The sequence below is a fragment of the Pseudarthrobacter sp. KH_020_B genome, assembly GCF_057840185.1.
Genome location: NZ_CM174506.1, coordinates 4083386 through 4105149, shown reverse-complemented (window position 1 = coordinate 4105149; position 21764 = coordinate 4083386). Strand labels below are relative to the sequence as shown.

Annotated in this window: 23 protein-coding genes and 1 pseudogene; 6 read left to right on the top strand and 18 right to left on the bottom strand. The window is 66.5% G+C overall.

From position 1 onward, the window contains the following. Positions 1–24: 24 nt before the first annotated feature. The 6 genes from gcl to AC3IT0_RS19115 form a co-directional block, all read right to left on the bottom strand. A complete protein-coding gene (gcl, locus tag AC3IT0_RS19140) occupies positions 25–1803 on the bottom strand; it encodes a glyoxylate carboligase (protein ID WP_489321235.1) in 1779 nt (592 codons plus the stop codon). 183 nt (positions 1804–1986) lie between these two features. After that, complete coding sequence (locus AC3IT0_RS19135; protein ID WP_489321234.1) at positions 1987–2865, bottom strand: 2-hydroxy-3-oxopropionate reductase; 879 nt, start codon at positions 2863–2865, stop codon at positions 1987–1989. A gap of 93 nt (positions 2866–2958) precedes the next feature. Next, positions 2959–3759, bottom strand: a complete 801-nt coding sequence (locus AC3IT0_RS19130; RefSeq protein ID WP_489321233.1) for a hydroxypyruvate isomerase family protein — start codon at positions 3757–3759, stop codon at positions 2959–2961. A gap of 227 nt (positions 3760–3986) precedes the next feature. Next, the gene (locus AC3IT0_RS19125) at positions 3987–4163 is read right to left on the bottom strand and encodes a CsbD family protein (protein WP_056340807.1); all 177 of its coding nucleotides are present in this window, start codon (positions 4161–4163) and stop codon (positions 3987–3989) included. 166 nt (positions 4164–4329) lie between these two features. Next, positions 4330–5274 (bottom strand): hypothetical protein, encoded by a 945-nt coding sequence (locus tag AC3IT0_RS19120; protein ID WP_489321232.1) that lies wholly within the window; start codon positions 5272–5274, stop codon positions 4330–4332. Between the two features lie 119 nt (positions 5275–5393). Then, positions 5394–6035: an NADPH-dependent F420 reductase gene (locus AC3IT0_RS19115; RefSeq protein ID WP_489321231.1), complete on the bottom strand. Its 642-nt coding sequence runs from the start codon at positions 6033–6035 to the stop codon at positions 5394–5396. 65 nt (positions 6036–6100) lie between these two features. Here AC3IT0_RS19115 and AC3IT0_RS19110 point away from each other — a divergent pair, with 65 nt between their 5' ends. Both AC3IT0_RS19110 and AC3IT0_RS19105 read left to right on the top strand, forming a co-directional pair. Then, positions 6101–6406, top strand: coding sequence for a DUF1905 domain-containing protein (locus AC3IT0_RS19110; RefSeq protein ID WP_489321230.1), 306 nt, complete (start codon positions 6101–6103; stop codon positions 6404–6406). Positions 6407–6554: 148 nt separating this feature from the next. Then, the gene (locus tag AC3IT0_RS19105) at positions 6555–7487 is read left to right on the top strand and encodes a threonine/serine dehydratase (protein WP_489321229.1); all 933 of its coding nucleotides are present in this window, start codon (positions 6555–6557) and stop codon (positions 7485–7487) included. A 109-nt stretch (positions 7488–7596) separates the two neighbouring features. Here the strand turns inward: AC3IT0_RS19105 and AC3IT0_RS19100 are convergent, their stop codons facing one another. The 7 genes from AC3IT0_RS19100 to AC3IT0_RS19070 form a co-directional block, all read right to left on the bottom strand. Then, entirely contained in the window at positions 7597–8406 is an 810-nt protein-coding gene (locus AC3IT0_RS19100) for a carbonic anhydrase (RefSeq protein ID WP_489321228.1), read from the bottom strand. Positions 8407–8556: 150 nt separating this feature from the next. Then, positions 8557–9507, bottom strand: coding sequence for a formimidoylglutamase (gene hutG / locus AC3IT0_RS19095; protein ID WP_489321227.1), 951 nt, complete (start codon positions 9505–9507; stop codon positions 8557–8559). Next, a complete protein-coding gene (locus tag AC3IT0_RS19090) occupies positions 9504–10259 on the bottom strand; it encodes an IclR family transcriptional regulator (RefSeq protein ID WP_489321226.1) in 756 nt (251 codons plus the stop codon). The genes hutG and AC3IT0_RS19090 overlap by 4 nt, the downstream gene beginning before the upstream one ends. Positions 10260–10499: 240 nt before the next feature. Further along, complete coding sequence (gene ctlX, locus AC3IT0_RS19085; RefSeq protein ID WP_489321225.1) at positions 10500–11444, bottom strand: citrulline utilization hydrolase CtlX; 945 nt, start codon at positions 11442–11444, stop codon at positions 10500–10502. An 8-nt stretch (positions 11445–11452) separates the two neighbouring features. Continuing rightward, positions 11453–12484 (bottom strand): ornithine cyclodeaminase, encoded by a 1032-nt coding sequence (ocd, locus tag AC3IT0_RS19080; RefSeq protein ID WP_489321224.1) that lies wholly within the window; start codon positions 12482–12484, stop codon positions 11453–11455. Positions 12485–12722: 238 nt separating this feature from the next. After that, positions 12723–13154 carry an Lrp/AsnC family transcriptional regulator gene (locus AC3IT0_RS19075; RefSeq protein WP_489321223.1) on the bottom strand — a complete coding sequence of 144 codons (432 nt, stop codon included), beginning with the start codon at positions 13152–13154 and terminating at the stop codon, positions 12723–12725. After that, the gene (locus tag AC3IT0_RS19070; RefSeq protein WP_489321222.1) at positions 13132–13317 is read right to left on the bottom strand and encodes a hypothetical protein; all 186 of its coding nucleotides are present in this window, start codon (positions 13315–13317) and stop codon (positions 13132–13134) included. Before AC3IT0_RS19070 ends, AC3IT0_RS19075 begins: the two co-directional genes overlap by 23 nt. 100 nt (positions 13318–13417) lie before the next feature. Between AC3IT0_RS19070 and AC3IT0_RS19065 the strand changes: the two genes are divergently transcribed. Genes AC3IT0_RS19065 through AC3IT0_RS19055 form a run of 3 tightly spaced genes read left to right on the top strand, consistent with a single transcriptional unit; the run spans position 13418 to position 16097 of the window. Further along, positions 13418–14344 (top strand): ABC transporter substrate-binding protein, encoded by a 927-nt coding sequence (locus AC3IT0_RS19065; RefSeq protein ID WP_489321221.1) that lies wholly within the window; start codon positions 13418–13420, stop codon positions 14342–14344. Further along, positions 14341–15315 carry an amino acid ABC transporter permease gene (locus AC3IT0_RS19060; protein WP_489321220.1) on the top strand — a complete coding sequence of 325 codons (975 nt, stop codon included), beginning with the start codon at positions 14341–14343 and terminating at the stop codon, positions 15313–15315. Before AC3IT0_RS19065 ends, AC3IT0_RS19060 begins: the two co-directional genes overlap by 4 nt. Beyond that, entirely contained in the window at positions 15312–16097 is a 786-nt protein-coding gene (locus AC3IT0_RS19055; protein WP_489321219.1) for an amino acid ABC transporter ATP-binding protein, read from the top strand. Before AC3IT0_RS19060 ends, AC3IT0_RS19055 begins: the two co-directional genes overlap by 4 nt. A gap of 201 nt (positions 16098–16298) precedes the next feature. On the opposite strand, the gene AC3IT0_RS19050 is transcribed toward AC3IT0_RS19055, so the two are convergent. Further along, a complete protein-coding gene (locus tag AC3IT0_RS19050) occupies positions 16299–16652 on the bottom strand; it encodes a hypothetical protein (RefSeq protein ID WP_489323899.1) in 354 nt (117 codons plus the stop codon). Between the two features lie 94 nt (positions 16653–16746). Continuing rightward, positions 16747–16968: pseudogene (locus tag AC3IT0_RS19045) on the bottom strand (hypothetical protein); the annotation flags it as partial. Between the two features lie 101 nt (positions 16969–17069). Here AC3IT0_RS19045 and AC3IT0_RS19040 point away from each other — a divergent pair. Further along, positions 17070–17369, top strand: a complete 300-nt coding sequence (locus AC3IT0_RS19040; protein ID WP_058931198.1) for an antibiotic biosynthesis monooxygenase family protein — start codon at positions 17070–17072, stop codon at positions 17367–17369. Positions 17370–17377: 8 nt separating this feature from the next. Here the strand turns inward: AC3IT0_RS19040 and AC3IT0_RS19035 are convergent, their stop codons facing one another. The 3 genes from AC3IT0_RS19035 to AC3IT0_RS19025 form a co-directional block, all read right to left on the bottom strand. Next, positions 17378–19381 carry an AfsR/SARP family transcriptional regulator gene (locus AC3IT0_RS19035; protein WP_489321218.1) on the bottom strand — a complete coding sequence of 668 codons (2004 nt, stop codon included), beginning with the start codon at positions 19379–19381 and terminating at the stop codon, positions 17378–17380. Between the two features lie 279 nt (positions 19382–19660). Continuing rightward, positions 19661–20473: a bifunctional allantoicase/(S)-ureidoglycine aminohydrolase gene (locus AC3IT0_RS19030; protein ID WP_489321217.1), complete on the bottom strand. Its 813-nt coding sequence runs from the start codon at positions 20471–20473 to the stop codon at positions 19661–19663. A 10-nt stretch (positions 20474–20483) separates the two neighbouring features. Next, complete coding sequence (locus tag AC3IT0_RS19025) at positions 20484–21761, bottom strand: DUF6986 family protein (protein ID WP_489321216.1); 1278 nt, start codon at positions 21759–21761, stop codon at positions 20484–20486. Positions 21762–21764: the final 3 nt, after the last annotated feature.

Sequence of the window (21764 nt, the reverse complement as noted above, 5' to 3'; positions counted from 1 at the left end):
CCGGTACCTCCTCTCAGTTTCTTACTAGTCCAGCAGGGCGATGATCGCGGTGGGGGCGTCCGCGCCGCGCTCGGCCAGCTCTTCGAACTCGTTCACGCCGTTGATTTCAACGCCCATGGAGATGTTGGTGACCTTTTCCAGGATCACTTCCACCACCACGGGAACCCTGAATTCGCCCATGAGCGCCTTGGCCTTGTCGAAGGCCGCCGGCAGATCGGACGGGTTTTCCACGCGGATGGCCTTGCAGCCCAGGCCCTCGGCCACCTTGACGTGGTCCACGCCGTAGCCGTTGGTCTCCGGGGAGTTGATGTTCTCGAACGCCAGGGACACGTTCTGTTCCATCTCGAAGCCGCGCTGCGACTGGCGGATCAGGCCCAGGTACGAGTTGTTCACCACCACGTGGATGTACGGCAGGTTGAACTGCGCGCCCACGGCCAGCTCTTCGATCATGAACTGGAAGTCGTAGTCACCGGACAGGGCAACAACGGTCTCATCCGGCTTGCCGCGAACGACGCCGAGGGCGGCCGGGGCGGTCCAGCCCAGGGGACCCGCCTGGCCGGCGTTGATCCACTTGCGCGGGCCGAAGACGTGCAGCAGTTGCGCGCCGGCGATCTGCGACAGGCCGATGGTGGAGACGTAGGTGGTGTCCTTGCCGAACGCCTTGTTCATCTCTTCGTACACACGCTGCGGCTTGATCGGCACGTTCTCGAAGTGCGTCTTGCGCTGCAGGGCACCCTTGCGTGCGGTGCACTCGGCAACCCAGCCGGCGTAGTCCGGCAGGGACTTAGCCGCCTGGCGCTCGCGTGCCAGCTCGATCAGCCCGTCCAGCGCCGCACCGGCGTCGGACGCGATGCCCAGGTCCGGCGAGAACACGCGGCCGATCTGGGTGGGCTCGATGTCGATATGTACGAACTTGCGGCCGGCCGTGTAGGTGTCCAGGCCGCCGGTGTGGCGGTTGGCCCAGCGGTTGCCGATGCCGATCACGAAGTCGGAGGCCAGCATGGTCTCGTTGCCGTAGCGGTGGCTGGTCTGCAGGCCCACCATGCCGGCCATCAGCACGTGGTCGTCCGGGATGGTGCCCCAGCCCATCAGGGTGGGGATGACCGGAACGTTCAGCAGTTCGGCCAGTTCAACCAGCTGCGCGGAGGCGCCGGCGTTGATGATGCCGCCACCGGCCACGATCAGCGGGCGCTCGGCCGCCGTCAGCATGTCCAGGGCCTTTTCCAGCTGCTTTCGGCTGGCCTTCGGCTTCTCGACGGCGATGGGCTCGTAGGTGTCGATGTCGAACTCGATCTCGGCCATCTGCACGTCGAACGGCAGGTCCAGCAGGACCGGGCCCGGCCGGCCGGAGCGCATCAGCTGGAAGGCCTTCTGGAAGGCGCCCGGAACCTGGCCCGGCTCCATGATGGTCATGGCCATCTTGGTGACGGGGGCGGCGATGGTCTGGATGTCGACGGCCTGGAAGTCTTCCTTGTGCAGCTTGGCCACGGGGGCCTGGCCGGTGATGCAGAGCATGGGAATGGAATCCGCCCAGGCCGCGTACAGGCCGGTGATCATGTCCGTGCCGGCAGGGCCCGAGGTGCCGATACAGATGCCGATGTTGCCATCCTTCGCGCGGCTGTAGCCGTCGGCCATGTGGCTGGCGCCTTCAACGTGGCGGGCCAGCGTGTGGCGGACGCCGCCATTCTTCCGCATTGCCGAGTAGAACGGGTTGATTGCCGCGCCTGGCAGGCCGAACGCCTCAATGGCGCCTTCCTTTACCAGGATCGCGACGGCAGCGTCAACGGTGCGCATCTTAGTCATTGTGTACTCCTTGAAATCTGTGGTGGTCTTCGGTGGTTGAGCTTGTCGAAACCCGAGACCCGAAATTTGGTGTGTTGAAGTAGCCCGGCGAACCGTCGCGGGGCACTTTGGGTGGGGCCGCCGTCGTAAATTACGACGGCGGCCGGCGTGTCCGTGTCGAAGTGCCCCGTTTCGGGGCGGCTCCTACTTGCGGCCGGAGAGCTGCAGGACCTGCTTGAAGAGGCCGGAGTGGTCGAGGCCGCCGTCGCCCTGGTTGACGGTTGCGGCGACGAGCTGTGCGACGACGGCGCCGAGGGGGACGGCGACGTTGGCTTCGCGGGCTGCGGAGGTGACGATGCCGAGGTCCTTGTGGTGGAGGGCCAGTCGGAAGCCGGGGTCGAAGTTGCGGTCGAGCATCTTCTGGCCTTTCTGGTCGAGGACCTTGGAGCCGGCCAGGCCGCCGCCGAGGACCTTGAGGGCTGCGTCGGTGTCCACGCCGTAGGCCTCGAGGAAGGCGATTGCTTCGCCGAGGACCTCGATGTTGACGGCCACGATCAGCTGGTTGGCTGCCTTGACGGTCTGGCCTGAACCCGAGGGGCCAACATGGACGATGGTCTTGCCGACGGCGGTGAGGACCGGCTGTGCTGCCTCGAAGTCGGCTGCCGCACCACCGACCATGATGGAGAGAACGGCGTTGATGGCGCCCTGTTCGCCGCCGGAGACCGGGGCGTCGAGGGGGCGGATGCCGGCCGCGGTTGCTTCTTCGGCGAGGCGCTTGGCGACATCGGGGCGGATGCTGGATGCGTCGATCCAGAGGGTGCCCTTCTTCGCGTTGGCGAAGACGCCGTCCTTGCCGCTGACTACGCCTTCGACGTCGGGGGAGTCCGGCACCATGGTGATGACGACGTCGGCGTCCTTGACGGCGTCCGCGATGCTGGTAGCACCCTGCCCGCCTTCGGAGACGAGCTTGTCGATCTTGTCCTGGCTGCGGTTGAAACCGGTGACCGTGTGGCCGGCCTTGACGAGGTTGATGGCCATGGGCAGGCCCATGATTCCGAGTCCGATGACTGCAACGTTGCTCATGATGGTTCCTTTACTGAAAGTCTGTTGGTGGTGCTGGCGGTCTCGGTGGTCGAGCCTGTCGAGACCCTGGATCTCGACAGGCTCGATCACCGGCTAGCGGCTGGCGCGCTGGCGGATGGCCCAGCTGAATGCGGTTTCCGCCGGTTCCTTGTATTCAAGGCCGATGTAGCCGTCGTAGCCGAGTTCGCGGCTGCGGGCGATCCATTCGCCGAGGGGAAGCTCACCGGTTCCGGGAGCCCCGCGGCCGGGGTTGTCGGCAATCTGGATGTGGCCGAAGTCCTTGGCGTGCTTTTCGATGACGGCGGCGACGTCGTCCCCGTTGACTGCCAGGTGGTAGAAGTCCGCGAGGAGCTTGATGTTCTCTGCGCCGGATTCAGCCCTGACGCGGGCAATGACCTTGAGTGCGTCTTCAGCCGTGAGGAGCGGGTACTTTGGGGCGCCGCTGACGGGTTCGAGGAGGACGGTGCCGCCGATGCGGGCGACGCCGGCAGCTGCCGCGGCGAGGTTTTCGGCGCCGATAGCGTCCTGCTTCTCGGCCGATTCGCCGTCGACGCGGTTGCCGTAGAGGGCGTTGAAGGCCTTGCAGCCGAGACGCTCGCCGATGCTGGCAACGACGTCGATGTTGTCCAGGAATTCGGTGGAACGTGCGGGCCAGGAGACCAGGCCGCGGTCGCCGCCGGGCATGTTGCCGGCGTTGAAGTTCAGGCCCGTGAGCTGGACGCCGGCGTCCTTGATGGCGTTCTCAAACTCGGTGGTTTCTTTGTCCGTGGGAACGGAGCTCGCGAAGGGCCACCAGAACTCGACGGCGTCAAAGCCGGCTGCCTTTGCGGCTGCGGGGCGCTCGAGCAAGGGAAGCTCCGTCAAGAGGATGGAGCAGTTCACTGTGTACGTCATCGTAGGTCCTTCCGGGGAGGGGCTTTGATCTATCTTCCGGCTTGCCTGGCTCTTCTCGAGTTTCCGCTTTGTGGAATTTAGATTCTGCTTTATGAAAAGTTTAGAGAAGGTGGGGGCGCGAGTCAAGGGGGTGTGGGGGCGTGGAGGGTTGGGACGGCAAACTCTTCCCGTCCGGGCATAAGAAACGGGCGGCTCCTGGCAGGGCCGCCCGCTCGATTGATCGAACTTTAGTGCCGCTTGAAGGCGTGCCTGATCTTTTCGCCGGCTTGCTTGAGGTCGGCTCGGACTGCGCGGGCCTTGCCTTCTGCCCTCATGCGGTCATTTCCGCTGACCTCACCGGCGGCCTTCTTTCCCTTGCCGTGAAGCCTCTCCGCGGCGTTGTGGATCCTGTCACCTAAACCCATTGCGGTCCTCCTTGTGGTGCGGCCGGTTCGACTGATTGCCGCCTATGCCGCCACTTAAATTGTAGAAAGGAATGGCCCCCACGGACCGGTGCGCAGCCCAAATGATCTGCGGGAATGTGGGGACTCAGTTAGTTCTGGTACCGGCCCTGCGTCTGAGTCCGGGCCTTCAGCTGCGCTGACGCCGGCGGACCAATTCCCGCACGCCTTGACCCGCCAGGGCGATGGTTAGTGCCAGAAGCACCGTGGGCGCAGCCCCTCCGGCGGGTCCCAGGGTGGCCGTCAGGATCTGTCGGATCATCAGGGCCAATTCCTGCGGGTCCCGCTCCGGGAATCGAGTGCCCAGGACGTAATTGACGGAGATGAACAACGCCGGAACCACCCAGAGCAGACCAATGTTCACCAGCCACACCACTGCGCGGCGGGCGGGCCGGAGGCCACACCATGCCAGCGCCACGCCGACCGGTACCGCTGGCAGCCAGCGCAGCAGCGTCAATACCGCGGGCGATACGTTCCCCGCTCCGGCCAAATTCCCCACCCACTCGCCGACCCACGAGCCAAAAGGCACGGCGACGAGCCCGATACCCAGGGCTGCCACGGCCTTGGACTTTGCCGAGATCAGCAGGAGCGCCACCAGGCTCGCGACGACGGCTGCGATGACCCCGGCGAGCAACCCGGCGAAATAGACGCCCGACGTCGTTCCGCCAGCCAACCCGCCGGCGAGCACCGTGAACGCCTGGACCGCCGCAGTAGCCTGCACCGCGAGGACGCCAGCCGCCGCGCACCACTTAACCAGCCGCCGTCGGGCAGGGGACCAGAGCCGAACTGCCAGGCCGGCGGCCGCCCCGCCCGCAGTCATCAGCGCAACGAGTGTGGTGAGTTCGTACTGGCTGAGCGGCAGGAGCGACAGGGGCATCCGCTGCGGCAGCACCTCCGTGCCCCAAAGGTTCTGCAGTGGAAGCCGCGCACCGGTGACCAGCCACGGGGCTAGCCCAAGCAAGCCCGCCACAAGCCCGATCATCACGGCGAGGGCTACGTCGCTGCCGTGGGCGCGGGGTGGCATTTTGGTGCCGGAGGCAGGCAGCGGCGCATGGTTGGGGTTGAGGTGGCTCACGGAAATCCTTCGGTGTCAGGGAACAGTTTGGGCCGCGTCGGGGCCACGAGAACGTGGATTCACCCTGAATAATACACCGAATGGATTAATTGCCGCAGCCCGGCACCGTCCGCCAACCGTCAGATGGTCCGCTGCGCCTTGGCCAGGTTCTCGCTGAGTTCAGCAGCGTTCTGCCGCACCACATACGCCGGACGGTCCCGCTCCGCGCGCCAGCTCTCGGAGAGCGGGCCGATGTTCACCGTGTCGAAGCCGAACTCGTCATACAGCTTCGTCACAAGGTCGCTGCCCTCGGGGTAGTCGCTCGCGGTAGCCAGGGCACGGCGGTTGGGTGTTCCGGCAGGGGTACCGTCCGTGGTGATCTCGCTGTACCGGATGTGGTTGAAGGCTTTCGCCACTTTGGACGCGGGCAGATGTTGCTGCACCAGCTCGGAGGAGGTGGCCTGGCCGGCGTCGAGAGCCGGAACATGGCCGTCGCGCTCCCAGTAGTAGTTGCCGGTATCAATCACGATCTTCCCCGCGAGCGGCTCCACGGGGACGCTGCCGAGGCTCCTGAAAGGAACGGTCACGACGGCGAAATCGCCCGCCGCTGCCGCCTCGGCCGGCGTCGCGGCCCGGGCACGCGGTCCCAGTTCCGCCACAAGCGCGGCCAGCGTTTCCGGGCCGCGGGAATTGCTGATCACCACGTCGTAGCCGACTTCCACCGCTTTGCGGGCAACCTGGCTGCCGATGTGTCCTGCTCCGATGATTCCGATGGTTGTCATATCGGGGGCAACAGCGGCGCCCGTGGGGATATTTCGCCCCAACAGCCGCGTGCCATACTCGAACCGTGGCGCTGGAGTATTCGTTCACGGCCAGGCTGTGGCTCTATCCCGGAGAAGCAGGGTGGTACTTCCTCACGCTTCCGGAGAAGCTTGCCGCGGAGATCCGGGAGGACACGGCACCGTTTCGTCGGGGCTTCGGCTCAGTCAAGGTCACGGCAGTCATCTCCGGGGTCGGCTGGTCCACGTCACTCTTCCCGGACAGCAAGAGCGGCTCCTACGTGCTGCCCGTCAAAAAGGCCATCAGGACCGGGGCCGGCATTGATGTGGGCGATCAGGTCCACGTTCACCTCGCGGTGCCCGAGAGCGCGTGAACCGCTCCCCATTCGGGCAGGGTCAAATTCACAAGAACCACCATGGCGCTGTAACCGACTGCCGCGGCAGGACTGCAGCCCCAGGAAGACCCACACGGGCGATAGCCTGAACGATGAACGCCAAGCCATCCGGAACGAGGACTTCCCCATGATCACACGCACCGACGTCGACGAAGCGGCTGCCAGGATCGCCGGGAGGGTCCGCATCACGCCCGTGCTGGAAGCCGACAAGGGGACCATTCCCGGCGAGGTGTGGCTCAAGTGCGAGTTCATGCAGCACACCGGCACCTTCAAGGCCCGGGGCGCGATCAACCGGGTCCTGGCCTGCCGGGAGCGTGGCGAACTCAAGGACGACGTCGGCATCGTGGTGGCCTCCGGCGGCAACGCGGGCCTCGCCAACGCCTACGCCGCCGCCCACGTCGGCGTGCCCGCCACCGTGTTCGTGCCCGGGTCCGCACCTGCTGTGAAGGTCAAGAAGCTCTGGGCCGTCGGCGCCAACGTGGTCCAGCGCGGAAGCGAGTACTCCGACGCCTACGACGCCGCCATCGCCTACGCCGCCGAGACCGGCGCCGTCTACTGCCATGCCTACGACCAGCCCGAGATCGCCGCCGGCGCGGGCACCATCGGAACGGAGCTGCTGGAACAGCTGGGCGAGGTGGACACCGTGGTGGTGGCCGTGGGCGGCGGCGGGCTCATGGCGGGAGTCGCGGCCGCCGTCGAGGGCCGGGCCAACGTAGTGGGCGTCGAGTCCGAAAACACGCCCACCCTGCACACCGCGCTCGCGGCCGGGGCCCCTGTGGACGTGGCCGTCTCCGGGATCGCCGCCGACTCCCTGGGGGCCCGGCGGATCGGCCGGATCGGCTTCGACGTGGCGGTGCGCGCCGGCGTCCGTTCCGTGCTGGTCTCCGACGAGGACATCGTGGCCGCCCGCTCCCTGCTGTGGGAGCAGTACCGCATCATCGTGGAGCACGGCGCGGCCACAGCCTTCGCCGCCCTGCACTCCGGCGCCTACGTCCCGGCGGACGGGGAACGCGTGGCCGTGATCCTCTGCGGCGCCAACACGGACCCCGCCACGGTCTGACCCCCGCGACGCGCGAGGCCCGCACGCGAAAACTGCACCCGCCAAGGACCAGCGCGCCCGGTCTGACGGGTGCATTTGTCCGGAATGGGTGCAGTTTCGCGGGGCCGACCTACTGATCGACTGCGACGACGTCCCTTCCGTTGAGCGGCTGGACCGGCCGGCTGTTGCCCGAGTGCGCCGCACGCAGGGTGGCGAGCTGTCCGGCTCCCAGCTCGATGGGGGTTTCGAGGAGCAGCCAGCGCACGCCTTCCGAACAGGGCGGAGTGGTCAGTCCGCCGTCGTACGCGAAATGATCCAGCGACGCCGGGAACAGTGCCGGGAAGTCCACGACGCCGGCCGCCACCTTCTGCCCGCCCGCTGCGGCATGAACGCCGTCGGTGAACGGCGCCCACGCCGCATTGGCAGCCCCCACCGTGGCGAGGATCCCGACGGCGGCCAGCCCGCCGTCGTCGGCCTGGTGGACGAAGTGGAACTCGGCGTCGTACCGGACGCCGCCCAGCGTGTGCTCGGACGGGGCGTGGAAGTGCATCTGCTTGAAGGCGTACTGCTTGCCGCCAACCGTGATGCACTGGGGGGCGAAGGACCGCAGTTCGGTGGTGTGGCCGTTATCGGTGATCTCGCACTCTGAGGCGGCATAGGCCATGGCGAGCGGCGCCGGGGGAAGGCCGGAACCGCCTCCGACGTCGATGGGGGACTGGGCAGTGCCGGAAGAGCAGGAGCCGAAATCGGAGCTCAAAGTGTCCCAGTGTTCGGGGCCCTCGGCGCCGTCGTAGGACCAGGCGTGGGGCGCTGCGGAGGCGGACGGCGAGGGTGCGGCGGCTCCGGCAGCGGACCTGCTGCAGCCGGTGACGAGTGCCAGCAGCCCCAGGCCGGATCCAACTATCAAAGACTTCCTGGTCATCATTGTGGCGCTGCGCATTTCCATCCTTCGGGTCGACGTAGGTCCGCACCGGAGAGCCCCGTGCGGACCTACGACGATGACACGGGTGCCGGTGGCATGTCTTGTCACAGACGCCCGCCGCAGGATGTGACCGGCGATACCCCGAAAGGGGTCCTGGGTTACAGCTGGCTACGCATGCCGGTGCCCGGATCGCCCTGTGGCGATCGTGTGGATGAGGCGTGCGGCCGTCCGTGCCGTGCGGGAGTCGACGTCGAACCTGGGGTTCAGTTCGACGACGTCGACGACGGCGAGCTTGGGGGAGCGGGCCAGCTGGCGGCACACTTCCAGCACCACGGAGAGCGGAACCCCGTACGACGCCGGTGCGCTGACACCGGGAGCGACGTACGCGGGGAGGACGTCGAGGTCGATCGTCAGGTAGACGACGTCCACGGACTCGATGAAATCCTGTGTGAACTGCCGGACCTGCTCAGTCCTGGACTCTGTGCATTCCTCGTCCAGGAGGTACTTGACGCCGAGCTCCCGCGCTGTCTGGAACAGGGCCTCGGTGTTGCCGGGCTGGCTGATGCCCACCACCGTGTAGCTGAACCCGTGGCCCAGGGCGCGCTCGGCCTCGGCCACCTGCCGGAACGGGGTGCCCGACGACGGGACTGCCTCCGCCCGGAGGTCGAAGTGCGCGTCCAGGTTGATGATGCCGATGCGGCGTCCATCGGCGACCTGGCTGGCGCGGAGGCCCGTATACGTGCCGAAGGCGGTTTCGTGGCCGCCGCCCAGGATGACGGGCAAGTGGCCCGCGTCCAGGGCCTGGCGGACGGCCGCGCCGAGGCGCTCCTGTCCGCCCTCGAGATCGCCGTCCACAACGCTGGTGTCGCCAAGGTCATGGACCAGGAGTTCCGCCGGTGCCGCCATGGGTGCAAGCGCCGAGCGGATGCTTGCGGGACCGTCGACGGCGCCGACCCGGCCTTTGTTCCGGCGGACACCTTCATCGCTGCGGAACCCCAGGAGTGCGATCCCCATGGTGCCGGCCTGGGCCGTGTTGACTGCGTGGTGCCAGCGCCGGTGTTCGGGGCCGGGGCCGTCGTCGCGGCCCGTCCACGTGTGCTGGATGGTGGGGTTGGTCATCGGGATCCTTCTCCGTGTCCTAGCGCCAATGCGGCATCTCGGGTACTTGCTATGAGTTGCTTTTCGCGCCGGACCGCCCGGTCCGCCGGAGCCATGGTGCTGACGGCACCCAAAAGCCGGCCGCCGTCGTCGAACACCGGGAAACTGACGCCCCAGACGCCGGCATCCACCGCCCCGTAGCTGAGGCCGAAGCCGCGGTCCTGGACGAGCTGGAGCTCGTGGTTCAGGGTGTCTGCGTCCTCCGCGCTCAGGCCGAGCCCGGCAACGATCCTGCTCTGCTCCTGAGGGTCCAGGTGGGCGAGCAAGGCCAGTGCGCTGGCGCCCTTGAGCAAAGGGAGCGAACGGCCCGGCGAGTAGCTGCAGCGCAGCATCTGCGGGCCTTCGATGGCATCCACGCACAGTGCCTCGGCGCCGCGGACCACCAGATAGGCGGCCAGTTCCTTGGTTTCATCCGAGAGCAGCTGCAGTTGTTCCGAGATGCGGCCCTTGACCACGGCCTCCTGGCGGAAGTTGGCGGCGAGGCGCAGGGTTTCCGGGCCGGCGCTGTACTGGCCGCGGCGCCTGGTCTGCGCCACCAGTCCGGACTGCACCAGCAGTGCCAGGTGCCGGTACACGGCGCTGGCGGGGATGCCCGTTGTTTTGCTGATCTGGGCTGCAGTCAGGGTCCGGTGCCGCGCGAATTCGAGCAGGATGTCGACGGACCGCGAGGCGTTGCCTTCCGTGATCACGGAAGGGCTCGGATCTGTGTGCATGACACCGACGTTAGTGGCTGGAACCACAGACAGCGTTAAGAAGTTCCCGCAGGATGGGAATTTACTTTTCGGCTGGTGGGAATGAGGTGGCGCCAGACGGCGAAACCCGGGCCCCTGCCCGGCGCCGTTCCACCGATCGGGCGGACCTTGCCCGACGGCGCCGGGGGTGGGAGGTGTGAGCCCCGATGAAGCCTCGGGCCGGATCGTGTCCAACCTTTTTGACCCCTTCGGGGGCTGGCGTCAGTGCCGGGTCTTGTGGTCGGTGAGGGCCCGGGGGCTGAGGTGGATTCCGGCGATCATGCAGCGCACGGAGCCGCCGGCGAGTTCAATGGTGGGCACGTCGATGGGGAGCAGGGTGCAACTGCGTTGGATGATGTCCTTTTGGTCTTGGGTGAGGCTGCGGAAGGCCCGGCGGGACAGGACCAGGACGCGGCCGTGCGGGCCTTGCAGCTCGATCGCGTTCCCGGCGAATTCCCGAATCTGCTGGGGTGCCAGGTTGATGATGGTGCGCCCTCCCGCGGCCAGGCGGTCGACGAGGTGGCTGCGGCGGGCAGGGGAACTGATCAGGTCCAGTCCGACCATCGCGAACTCCGTCGCGACGCACATCATGACGTTGGTGTGGTAGACGGCGGTGCCGTTGGAGTCCGCCGCGTCGAACAGCATGGGCTCATAGCCGAAGTTCGTGCAGAAACGTTCCAGGGCGACCGGGTCGGCTCGGTGGGACCTCGCTGTGTAGGCGACACGGTCCTGGTGGTCCAGGACCATGGCTCCGGTGCCTTCCAGGAACACGTCGTCCAGTTCCATCCCGGAGTAATCGATGACGTCCTGGACCCGGTAGCGGGTTTTGAGGAGGTCAAGGATATCGGTCCGGCGTTCGTTCCTGCGGTTCGGGGCGTACATCGGGAAGACGGCGACATGTCCTCCGGTATGGGTAGAGAGCCAGTTGTTGGGAAAGACGCTGTCCGGGCGTGTGTGCTCGTGGTCTTCGAACAAGTGCACCGTGATGCCGGCGGCCTCCAGTGCCGTGGCCAGGCGGGTCACCTCGTCATGGGCGGCAGCGGCGATCATGTCCGGGTCCAGGTTCTCTCCCGGGACCTGGAAGGCGTTGTCCGCTGCGGTTGCCGGGTTTGGGGTGAACCGGTGGGGACGGATGAGGATGACTGCGGAGGGGGCTTGGACGGCCATGGTGTGGCTCAGGATCCGATCGGTGAGAGCGTGCCGACGAGGCCGAAGAGGTCCTTGGGGTCTTCGGGGCTGGCTACGAGATCGATGTCTTCAAAGAAGTCCGTTCCGTCGACGGCGTCACGGACGTAGCGCAGGGCGGAGAAGTCCTCGACGGCGAAGCCGACGGAGTCGAATATAGTGATCTGTTCGGGGGTTGTGCGCCCTGGTGTCTGGTTGGTCAGGACTTGCCAGAATTCGGTGACGGCGAAGTCTGCGGGCATCTGCTGGATTTCGCCTTCGATCCGTGTCTGGGGGGTGTATTCGACGAAAACGTCGCCGAGTTCGAGGATGGCGGCGTCGAGTTCGGTCTTTCCGGGGCAATCTCCGCCGATGGCGTTGATGTGGACGCCGGGGGCGATGAGGTCCGCGGTGAGGATGGTGGCGTTGGCTTTGTCAGCGGTGCAGGTGGTGATGACGTCGGCGCTGTGCACGGCGTCGGCCGCCGAGGACGCGGTGGTGATGTCGAAGCCCAGCGGAACCATGTTGCGGATGAACTTCTCCGTCGCGGACGGGTCGGTGTCCCAGACTCTGAGTGTGGTGATTCCCAGGGCGGCCCGGAATGCCAGGGCCTGGAATTCGGACTGGCTGCCGGTTCCGATCATCGCCATGACGGCAGAACCGGGGCGGGCAAGTTTTTTCGCGACCATGCCGGAGGTCGCCGCCGTCCGCAGGGCTGTCAGCACGGTCATCTCGGTCAGGAACGTCGGGTATCCGTTGTGGACGTCGGCGAGGACGCCGAAGGCGGTTACCGTCTGGTAGCCGCGGGCGGGATTTGACGGGTGCCCGTTGACGTACTTGAAACCATAGGTTTCGTGATCACTCGTGGGCATCAATTCGATCACGCCGAAGGGGGTGTGGCTGGCGACGCGGGGGGTTTTGTCAAAGGACTCCCAGCGGCGGAAGTCATCCTCGAGGTAGTCCATCATCTCGGAGATGATCGTCTCGGGTCCGCGGCCGGCCGCCCAGCGCACCATGTTGTGGACATCGATAAAGCGCGTCATTTGCGCCCCCTCTTATTGTTGGATCAGTTGGTGCCTCCACGCTATGCGCCTGCGATATGCGCCCGCAATTACCGAAAAGCTTCCTTTTCGTTGGAAACCTGAACAGAATGTTGGCTCGGTCTGGGCATTCTGTTCAGGTCGGTTGATCCGGTTCCGATGCAGTGGCCTGCTGCCGTCCGGAACCAGTACCTGGAATTGGGAGGGATATTGTCCAGACCGGAGATGGCTGGGCCAGAGGCTATCTCAGTACGGAGCTGAGCAGCAGGCTCGTCTCACTGTTGACGATGCCTTCGACGCTGCGGATCCTGCCCAGTACATTGTCGAAGCCGCCGAGGCTTTCGGTGCGCAGTTCGGCGACGAGGTCCCAGCCGCCGTTGGTGGTGTGCAGCGCCCGGATTTCGGGAAATCCCCTCAGTTCCCGGATGACCTTGTCCGTCGATCTGCCCTCGACGGCGATGAAGGCGATGGCGTGAATGGCCAGGGGGTCGAGTTCGTCGCGCACCCTGGCCGTGAAGCCCACGATGGTTCCCGAGGTGAGAAGCCGCTCGAGCCGGCTGTTCACCGTTGCCCGTGCGACACCCAGCCGGCGGGCAAGGCTGGCCACCGAGGCCCTGCCGTCCTCCCGGAGCGCGGAGAGAAGCTGCCGGTCAAGGTCGGTAAGCGTGGTCATGTACATAATGTACCCCGGTGATCAGCAGTTTGATCATTTTATCAATGAAAAGAAGGCTTTTCGGCAATTGATGGTGCACATCACCGGCGCCTAGGGTGGATACACAAGTGATGGTCACCACAACATCGGGGCGCAAGGACGCGCCGCCGACGTCGACGTCCACAGTCCGGGAGCCATCCTGCCGCAGGGTCGGCTCCACCCCGTCTCCACCACCTCCGCGACCTTCCCGGCTGCCTCTAGCTTTCAACACAAAGGGTAAAAAGATGCCATATTCCTCCACGCTGCAGCTCCGGCTCGCCGGCCTCGTCGCCGCCGCCGCGCTGGCGCTGACCGGCTGCACGTCGGCTTCGCAGGCCGGCACTGCCGCCCCGGCAGGCCCGGCGGGTTTTGATCCCGCAACGGTCGTCAAAGATGACACCCTTGCCGCCTTGGTTCCTCCGGCGCTGAAGGCCAAGGGAACCCTCACCGTGGGCTCGGACACCTCCTACGCCCCGGCCGAGTTCCTTGGCGCCGACGGGCAGACCCCGCAGGGCTACGACATCGACATTGCCAAGGCGATCGGCGCCACCCTGGGCCTGACCACCAGAGTGCAGACCTCGGAATTCACCGGCATCCTGCCAGCGCTGGGCCCCAAATATGATCTGGGCATGTCATCGTTCACCATCAACCCGGAACGGGCGAAGACGGTGAACTTCGTCAGCTACTTCAACGCCGGGGTGCTGTGGGCCGTGCAGAAGGGCAACCCCGGCAGTTTTTCCCTGGCGGACGTCTGCGGGAAGAAAGTGGGCGTGCAGACGGGCACGGTGCAGGAGGACCCGGACGTCTCGGTCCGGTCCAGGAAATGCGTGGATGAAGGCAAACCTGCCATCGAGATCGTCTCCCTGAAAACCCAGACGGACGTCACCACCCGCCTGGTCAACGGGAGCATCGACGCGATGGCGGCCGATTCGCCCGTCATCGGCTACGCCTTGTCCCAGACCGGCGACAAGCTCGAGATCCTGGGCGAGGTCTATGATGCCGCGCCGCAGGGAATCGCGATCGCCAAGGCCGACGCGGAACTGACCGAACTGGTTGCAAAGGTCATGAACAAACTGATCAGCGACGGAACCTACGCCAAAATCCTGGACACCTGGAACAACACCGAGGGCGCCATCACGAAGGCTGAAGTGAACCCGGTGGTGGGCGGTTGAGCACGCTCACACCCACTGGCGCCGCCCGAAGGACCGACGGCCGGGTACCGGAACTCATCGACGCGGTCCCGGTGCGCCATCCCGGCCGCTGGGCCGGCGGCGTCCTCATCGTTACATTCGCCGCGCTGCTCGCCCAGAGCCTGGTCACCAACACCAACTTCCGCTGGGACGTGGTGGGCACCTACGTCATGGATGTGCTCGTGATCCAGGGCATCGGCTGGACGCTGCTGCTGACCGTACTCTCGATGGCGATCGCCATCATGCTGGCAATCCTTCTGGCCTTCATGCGCCAGTCGGACAATCCCCTGTTCCGCGGAGTCAGCTGGGCCTGGGTCTGGTTCTTTCGCGGCACACCGGTCTATACGCAACTGGTCTTCTGGGGCCTGATCTCCGTGCTCTATCCCAAAATCGCCGTCGGCGTTCCGTTCGGACCGGAACTGTTCAGCTTCAGCACCCAGGACGTGATCACGGCCTTCGTGGCCGCGGTCCTGGGGCTGGGCCTGAACGAATCAGCCTATCTGGCCGAAATCTTCCGCGCCGGCCTGAAATCCGTTGATCCGGGCCAGATGGAGGCGGCTGAGGCCCTGGGAATGCGCAAGTCCAAAATCATGTGGCGGATCATTCTCCCCCAGGCCATGCGCGTCATCGTCCCCCCTACCGGCAACGAGACCATCGGGATGCTCAAGACCACGTCCCTGGTCCTGGCCGTGCCGTTCACCCTGGACCTGACCTTTGCAACCAACGGCATCGCCAACCGCAGCTACCTGCCCATACCGCTGCTGATCGTCGCAGCGCTCTGGTACCTGGTGATCACCAGCGTCCTGATGGTGGGCCAGTTCTACATTGAACGCCACTTCGGAAAGGGCGTGGACAACCTCGTCCCGGCCCCCGTCAAGGCACCGGCGGCCGCCCCATCACCCCAGCCTGTCCCGGCAGCCCACGCATCCACGGAAGGGGATGAGTCACCGTGACCATCTGCGAAGCCACGACAAAGGAAACCCTCGTCCGCATAGACGGGGTCCATAAGTACTTCGGTGAACACCACGTGCTCCGCGGGATCGACATGACGGTCAAACAGGGCGAGGTCGCAGTCCTCATCGGCCCGTCCGGTTCCGGCAAATCCACGCTGCTGCGCTGCATCAACATGCTCGAAACCATCAGCGCGGGCCGGATCCACGTCCGCGAGGACCTGATCGGCTACCGCGAAACGCGCGGCCGCCTGCACGACCTCACCACCAAGGAGATCGCCGCCCAGCGCCGAGAGATAGGCATGGTCTTCCAGCGATTCAACCTCTTCCCGCACCGCACGGCGCTGCAGAACATCATTGAGGCACCCACCCAGGTCAAACGGCAGTCCAAGACCAGCGCCAGGGCCCGGGCCATGGAACTGCTGGACCGCGTAGGCCTGGCCAGCCGCGCCGACCACTATCCGGCCCAACTCTCCGGCGGCCAGCAGCAACGCGTGGCCATCGCCCGCGCGCTGGCCATGGAACCGGAACTGATGCTCTTCGATGAACCCACCTCCGCCCTGGACCCTGAACTGGTCGGTGACGTCCTGAACGTCATGAAGGACCTCGCCAAATCCGGCATGACCATGATCGTCGTGACCCACGAGATCGGCTTCGCCCGCGAAGTCGGCGACACCCTGACCTTCATGGACGGCGGCGTCGTCGTCGAAAGCGGCGACCCGCGCCGTATCATCACCGACCCCCAGCACGCCCGAACCAGGGAATTCCTCTCCAGGGTCCTCTAAGCCTCGACCCCCGGTGGTTTTGTTGGGCCTGTCGTTCTGATGTTGGTCCTGGCTGGGCCGCCGGCTGACCGAGGGACTCACCTGGGCATGGGCAAGTAGCCACCAGGCGGGCGGACGGTCTTGGGGCCCGACGGCGGCGCCGGAGTGCCGCCGTCGGGCCTTTGTTCAGCTGTTGGCGGGCTTCAAGCTCGCGGGCGCCGCTTACGGGCGTTCGTGGGTCGCCGTGAACCGCACCGCTGAGCGATACGGCCCCGGGAAGCCCGCCGGGACGTTGCCGGCTGCGTCGCCGTTGCTGCCGAGAAGACTCCGCGTCAGGGCCTCACCGTCCGCCATGAGCTGGACCACCGCGGCGTCCACGTGGGAGTCTCCAGGAACCTCGCCTGCCAGGGCGGCGGCGACAACCGAGCGCCGGATCAGTTCTTTGGCGAACGACGCCGTTGTACCGGCAATCCGGGCAGCCGCGCCTTCCAGCCCGGGCACCGAGAAGTCCAGGCCCCGTGAGTAGAGCCGCAGCAGTTCTGTGCGTTCGTGCTTGGAGGGGAGCCGGATTTCCACAGCCAAATCCACCCGCCCGGGCCGCTGTGCGAGCGCCCGTTCCAGCCCTGGCGAGCGAACCGCCGGAGAGCAGCACCGCCGTCGTGCCCTCACTTTGGCTCAGCAGGTACCGGACGGTGTGCGTCTTGCCCGTCCCCGGCGGACCGTATAGCAGCAGGCCGCGCGCTTGAGGTGCTGTCCATGCGTCCTCAGGACATCCGCCTGGTGCTGGTGCGCCTGGACCGGATCGACGTCGAGGAACTGGACGAGCTGCTACAGGAGTCCTACCGGATAGCTGGGGTCCGGCGAAGAAATAGCCGGGCGGGGACCTTGCCATCCCACCGCCCGGTTCCACCTGCTGCCAACGCGAACCGGGGAACGCTTGGGGAACGGTCGCGACCTACCGTTAGGTGAAAAATCTGAAAGGAGGTGAGAACAATGGCAGACCACTATGCCTCAGGAACCTGGCAGGTGAAGCAGGGCAGCGAGCAGGAATTCATAGACCGCTGGACCGAGTTCCTTCAGTGGTCCCGGGCGAACTACCCGTCGATCCTGGTGGCGAACCTCATTCGTGACCGACGTGTTCCCGGTCATTATGTTTCGTTCGCGGAGTGGACCGACGAGGCGTCCCGGGACGCGTGGAAGCAGAACCCGGGGTTCATGACCCACTTCGATGCCTGCGTTGCGCTGTGCGAGCATATGAGCGGTGCTGATTTCGACCGGGTAGTGACCGTGTAAGTTCTGAGTCAGGTTGCCCGGCGCGCGGCCGCGAGCGCCCGCAGTGCGCCGAGTTGCTCGAACGCAATGGCCGCGTCGTCCAGCAGGTGCCGGTCAGCCAGACCGCCCGCGCCGGCCAAAGCGGCCTGCAGCCGGCAGCGGGCGGACCAGAAAGGCTGATGGGCCCTTTCGTAGAGGCGCGCCGCGGATAGGAATCGTTCGCGTGCCCCGCCCGCGTCCGCGTCGGTCAGCGCCAGCGAACCGCGGGCGGACTCGGCCATGGCAGTCCACGCCGAACTTTGGAAGGAGTGCCCAACCCGCTCGGCCGCCTGGGCGAATACGGTTGCGCCCGCCCTGTCGCCGAGCGCAGCGAACGCTTCGGCCGCCATCGGATACAGCAGGGCGGTGCACGTCGGACATTCGCCGTAGCGCGCCGCTGTCGCCGCCGCGGACCGGACTACGCGGACTGCCTCGGCCGGATCGCGGCGCTCCAGCGCGTCCAACGCCGCTGTCGCATAGAGCCGGCCCCAGGCGTGCCGGGCCAAGGGCGACACCACGGCGATCGCCATCCCGTGACGAAGGTACGCTGCCGCGGCGATGCTATCGCCTCGCATTACCGCGAGTTCGGCAAGCCGCTGCCAAGGCAGCGCACCGGCGCGGGCATCGAGCTCAGCGTACAATTCCGTGCTGCGCTCCAGGCACCCCGCAGCCTCATCCCAGCGCCCCTGCAACAGGAGTGATTCCCCGAGCAGGCACCAGGCGAACGCCTGGGCGTGGCGCGCACCCCGGCCGGTGGCCAGCGCCAGCGTGCCGCGGGCATAGTCTTCAACCGTCTCGCACAGCCCGTCCCCATACAGATGGTATTCACCAATGCAGCAATGGAATTCGAAGATCCTTCCCAGCCGCGGATCCTCGCCGCCCACATCACCCAGCCGCTCGATCTCGGCCTGAAGACCAGGCCGCCATGCTCCGCGCATATGACAGATGATGGCGAGTGTTTCCTGCACCGCGGCGACGTCCTCGCCCGTTCCGTGGACCTCGGCCGCCGCCAGGCTAGCCTCCGCTGCGGATTGTGCTTCGTCGTAGCGCCCCACGGACCACAGCCAGTTCGCGCGCGCCTCCAGGACCCGCGCCTTCTCGGCCTCGTCCTTCCTGCCCGCCAACAGTCCCTCGGCCGCCCGTAAGTGGCTCTCCGCGGCAGCCGCGTCCTGCATCATAAGGTGGGCCTGCGCGGCTTTGCGGTGCAGCCGGGCCAACCGGTGATTGGCGCTGGAACCGCGCAGGCGCGCAACCGCCGCAACGAACGCTGCGACCGCACCCTGAAAATCGCCCGACACCAGCCGCAGGCCACCGACCTGCTCCAACAACTCGCTGGCCAGCTCAGGCTCCGACGACAGGCCTGAGCGGATCTGCTCGAACAGCCGTTCCGTGGCAGGGTCTGGCTCGATGCCCAGTTCCCGGTCCAGCGCTGCGCGGAGGCGCTCATGTTCCTGCATCGCCTCGTGTCGCCGGCCCGCCAGAGCGTGCACCCGCATCAACGCGACACCTGCCTCCTCGTGGACGGGGTCAGCTGCAATGACCCGCCGCAGTGCCGATACGGCACCGTCGAAGTTCGCACGGGCCTCCAACAATCGTGCCTGTTCGACCAGCAGAGCGAGGAAATCCGATCGGAGCGCCCCCTCCCTGGTTATTGCCCAGTCCTCATATCGGTCCTCTGGCAGGAGATCCCCGTCGTACAGTCGGATCGCAGCCGCATACGCGGCCGGGTCGCCGGTCCGGCGTGCCCGCAAAGCCGCAGCCTCGAACGCCTCAACATCCACCCACGTCGACTCGCGGTCCAACCGGAGCTGCTCACCCGAGATGAGGTACCGGTCCAATGCCGACAGGCTCGGATCCAAGACGAGGCGGGCCTCGTGGACCACCTTGCGAAGCTGACCGCCGGCCGCATCCGGGTCCAACCCGGGCCACAGATAATCCAGGACCTGCTCCCGCTGCAACCGGTGACCCGGTGCCAACGCCAGAAGTTTGACCACGGCCTTGGCCTTACGCAAACGCCACTCGCCATCCGGGATGTCCCGCGAACCCACCGACACCCGGAAGCCGCCAAGCAACCGAATTCGAACCTCGCCCTCGACCAACGCCGTCACGCTTCCAGAATCCCACCACCACGCGCTCAATGACAGGGCTTGCTGCGAGCCCACGGCGGCGGATCGGGAAAGGATCCGCCAAGCTGCCGAGCCGCTGGTACGAACGACGACGGCGGCACTGAAGCGCCGCCGTCGTACGTTGTGTTTAAGCCCGCCCGAGACAGCCTAGGTCAGCTTGATCTGGCGGTTCATGTCCTTGTACAGCAGGTAACGGAACTCGCCGGGGCCGCCGGCGTAGCAGGCCTGCGGGCAGAAGGCACGCAGCCACATGAAGTCGCCTGCCTCCACCTCGACCCAGTCGTTGTTGAGCAGGTACATGGCCTTGCCCTCCAGGACGTACAGGCCGTGCTCCATAACGTGGGTCTCCGGGAACGGGATGACCCCGCCCGGCTGGAACGTCACGATGTTCACCTGCATGTCGTGGGCCAGGTCGCTGGAATCCGTGAAGCGGGTGGTCTTCCAGGCGCCGTTGGTATCCGGCATCGCGGTGGGTTCCACCTCGGCATCGCTGGTGACGAAGGACTTTGCCTCGTAACCCTCGAGCCGCTCGTACGCCTTGCGGATCCATTGGAAGGAGACGATGTCGTCCGAGACGTTCTCCAGGCCCCAGGTGGCACCGGCGGCCAGGTAGGCGTAGCCGCCTTCTTCGAGCGTGTGCAGTTCGCCGTCGAGCGTCAGGTTGACCTTGCCCTTTGTGACAAAGACAACGCCTTCAACGCCGGGCTCAAACTCGGCCTTCGGGGCGCCGCCGCCGGGGCCGATCTCCACGATCAGCTGGGAGAACGTGGTGGCAAACCCGGATATCGGGCGGGCCAGGATCCAGGAGCGGGTGTTGGAGAATCCCGGCAGGGTGCTGGTCACGATGTCGGTCATAACGCCCTTGGGGATGACCGTGTAGGCCTCCGTGACGATGGCCCGTTCCGTGGTGAGGTGGGTCTGCGGCGGCAGGCCGCCTTGGGGGTAGTAGTACTTGCCCATCATGGGATCCTTACTTCGAAGTGGAGTGTGCCAGCCGCGGGTGCGCCAGTGCGGTCAGCTGGGAAAGTTCGACGCCGGCCAGCGCCTGGACCTCGTCGGTCCCCACGGCGCCGCACTGGACGCCGCGCAGGACGAAGGCGGCCAGGGCCCGGGCGGTGGCGGGTTCGTCCATGACCCCGCCTTCGGTGCGGTTCACGTAGTTGCGCAGGCGTGCCGCTGCGGCCGGGAGCCCCTCGCGGTAGAACGCGTACGTGGCGGCGAATCGGCTGGGCAGCTGGGCGGCGTGCAGGTCCCAGCCCTGGTAGTAGCCGCGCTCCAGCGAGCGGCGGACGAGGCGTCCGTGCAGCTTCCAGGCGTCCTCGACGGCGTCGCCCACCGGGATGATGTTGGTGGAACCGTCGGAGAGGCGGATGCCCGTGCCGGCGACGGCCAGCTGCATGACTTCCTTGGCGAAGTCCGCCACCGGGTGCTCCATGGACTGGTATTCGGCCGAGATCTGCAGCGAGGCGGAGTAGTCGTAGGTGCCGTAGTGCAGGGCGCTGATGCGTCCCGGAACCACGTGCGGCAACTGCGCCACGGGGGAGGTGCCGTCCGGTCCGAGGATCAGCTGCGGCGTTTCCACCTGGACCTCGAAGCGGAGCCGGCCGGCGGGAAGCCCGTGGATTTCCTCCAGCCGGGACACTGCGAAGTCCATGGACTGGACCTGGGCCACGGTGGTGACCTTGGGCAGCGTCAGGATGAGCCCGGCAGGAAGTTCGCCGGCCTGCGCGAGCGTGGAGACAAACAGGTCAAGGGTCTTCAGGCCGCGGGCCCGGGTGGGGGCCTCGAAGCACTTGAAGCGGATGCCGATGAACGGCGGCGCGGTGCCGGCGGCAACTGCCGCGGCCACAGCGTTGGCCGCCGCGACCGCTGCCACGTCCTCTGCCTCATCGCCGCGGTCGCCGAAGCCGTCCTCGAAATCGAGGCGCAGGTCCTCGATCGGTTCCGTGCGCAACTTGGCGGCGACCTGTACGGCGACGGCGGCAGCCAGCTCCGGCTCCTGGCCCAGCAGCGCGCCGAGCTTTTCGAGCCCGCCGTGAGCCTCCGCCGTCGTGAGCGCCTGGGCGCCCCACTCGGCAGTGAACGACGGCGTGAAACGGTCCGCCGGAACATACACGGTGTGCACGGGCTGGCGGGTGCCGTCGTCGCCCGGGTAATTGCGTTCCAGCAGCTGGTCGGTGGCGGCCAGCTGTGCGTCGATGGCGGCGCGGTCCGCCGCGGAGAGCGACGGCGTGGGGGAGACCGCCATGAC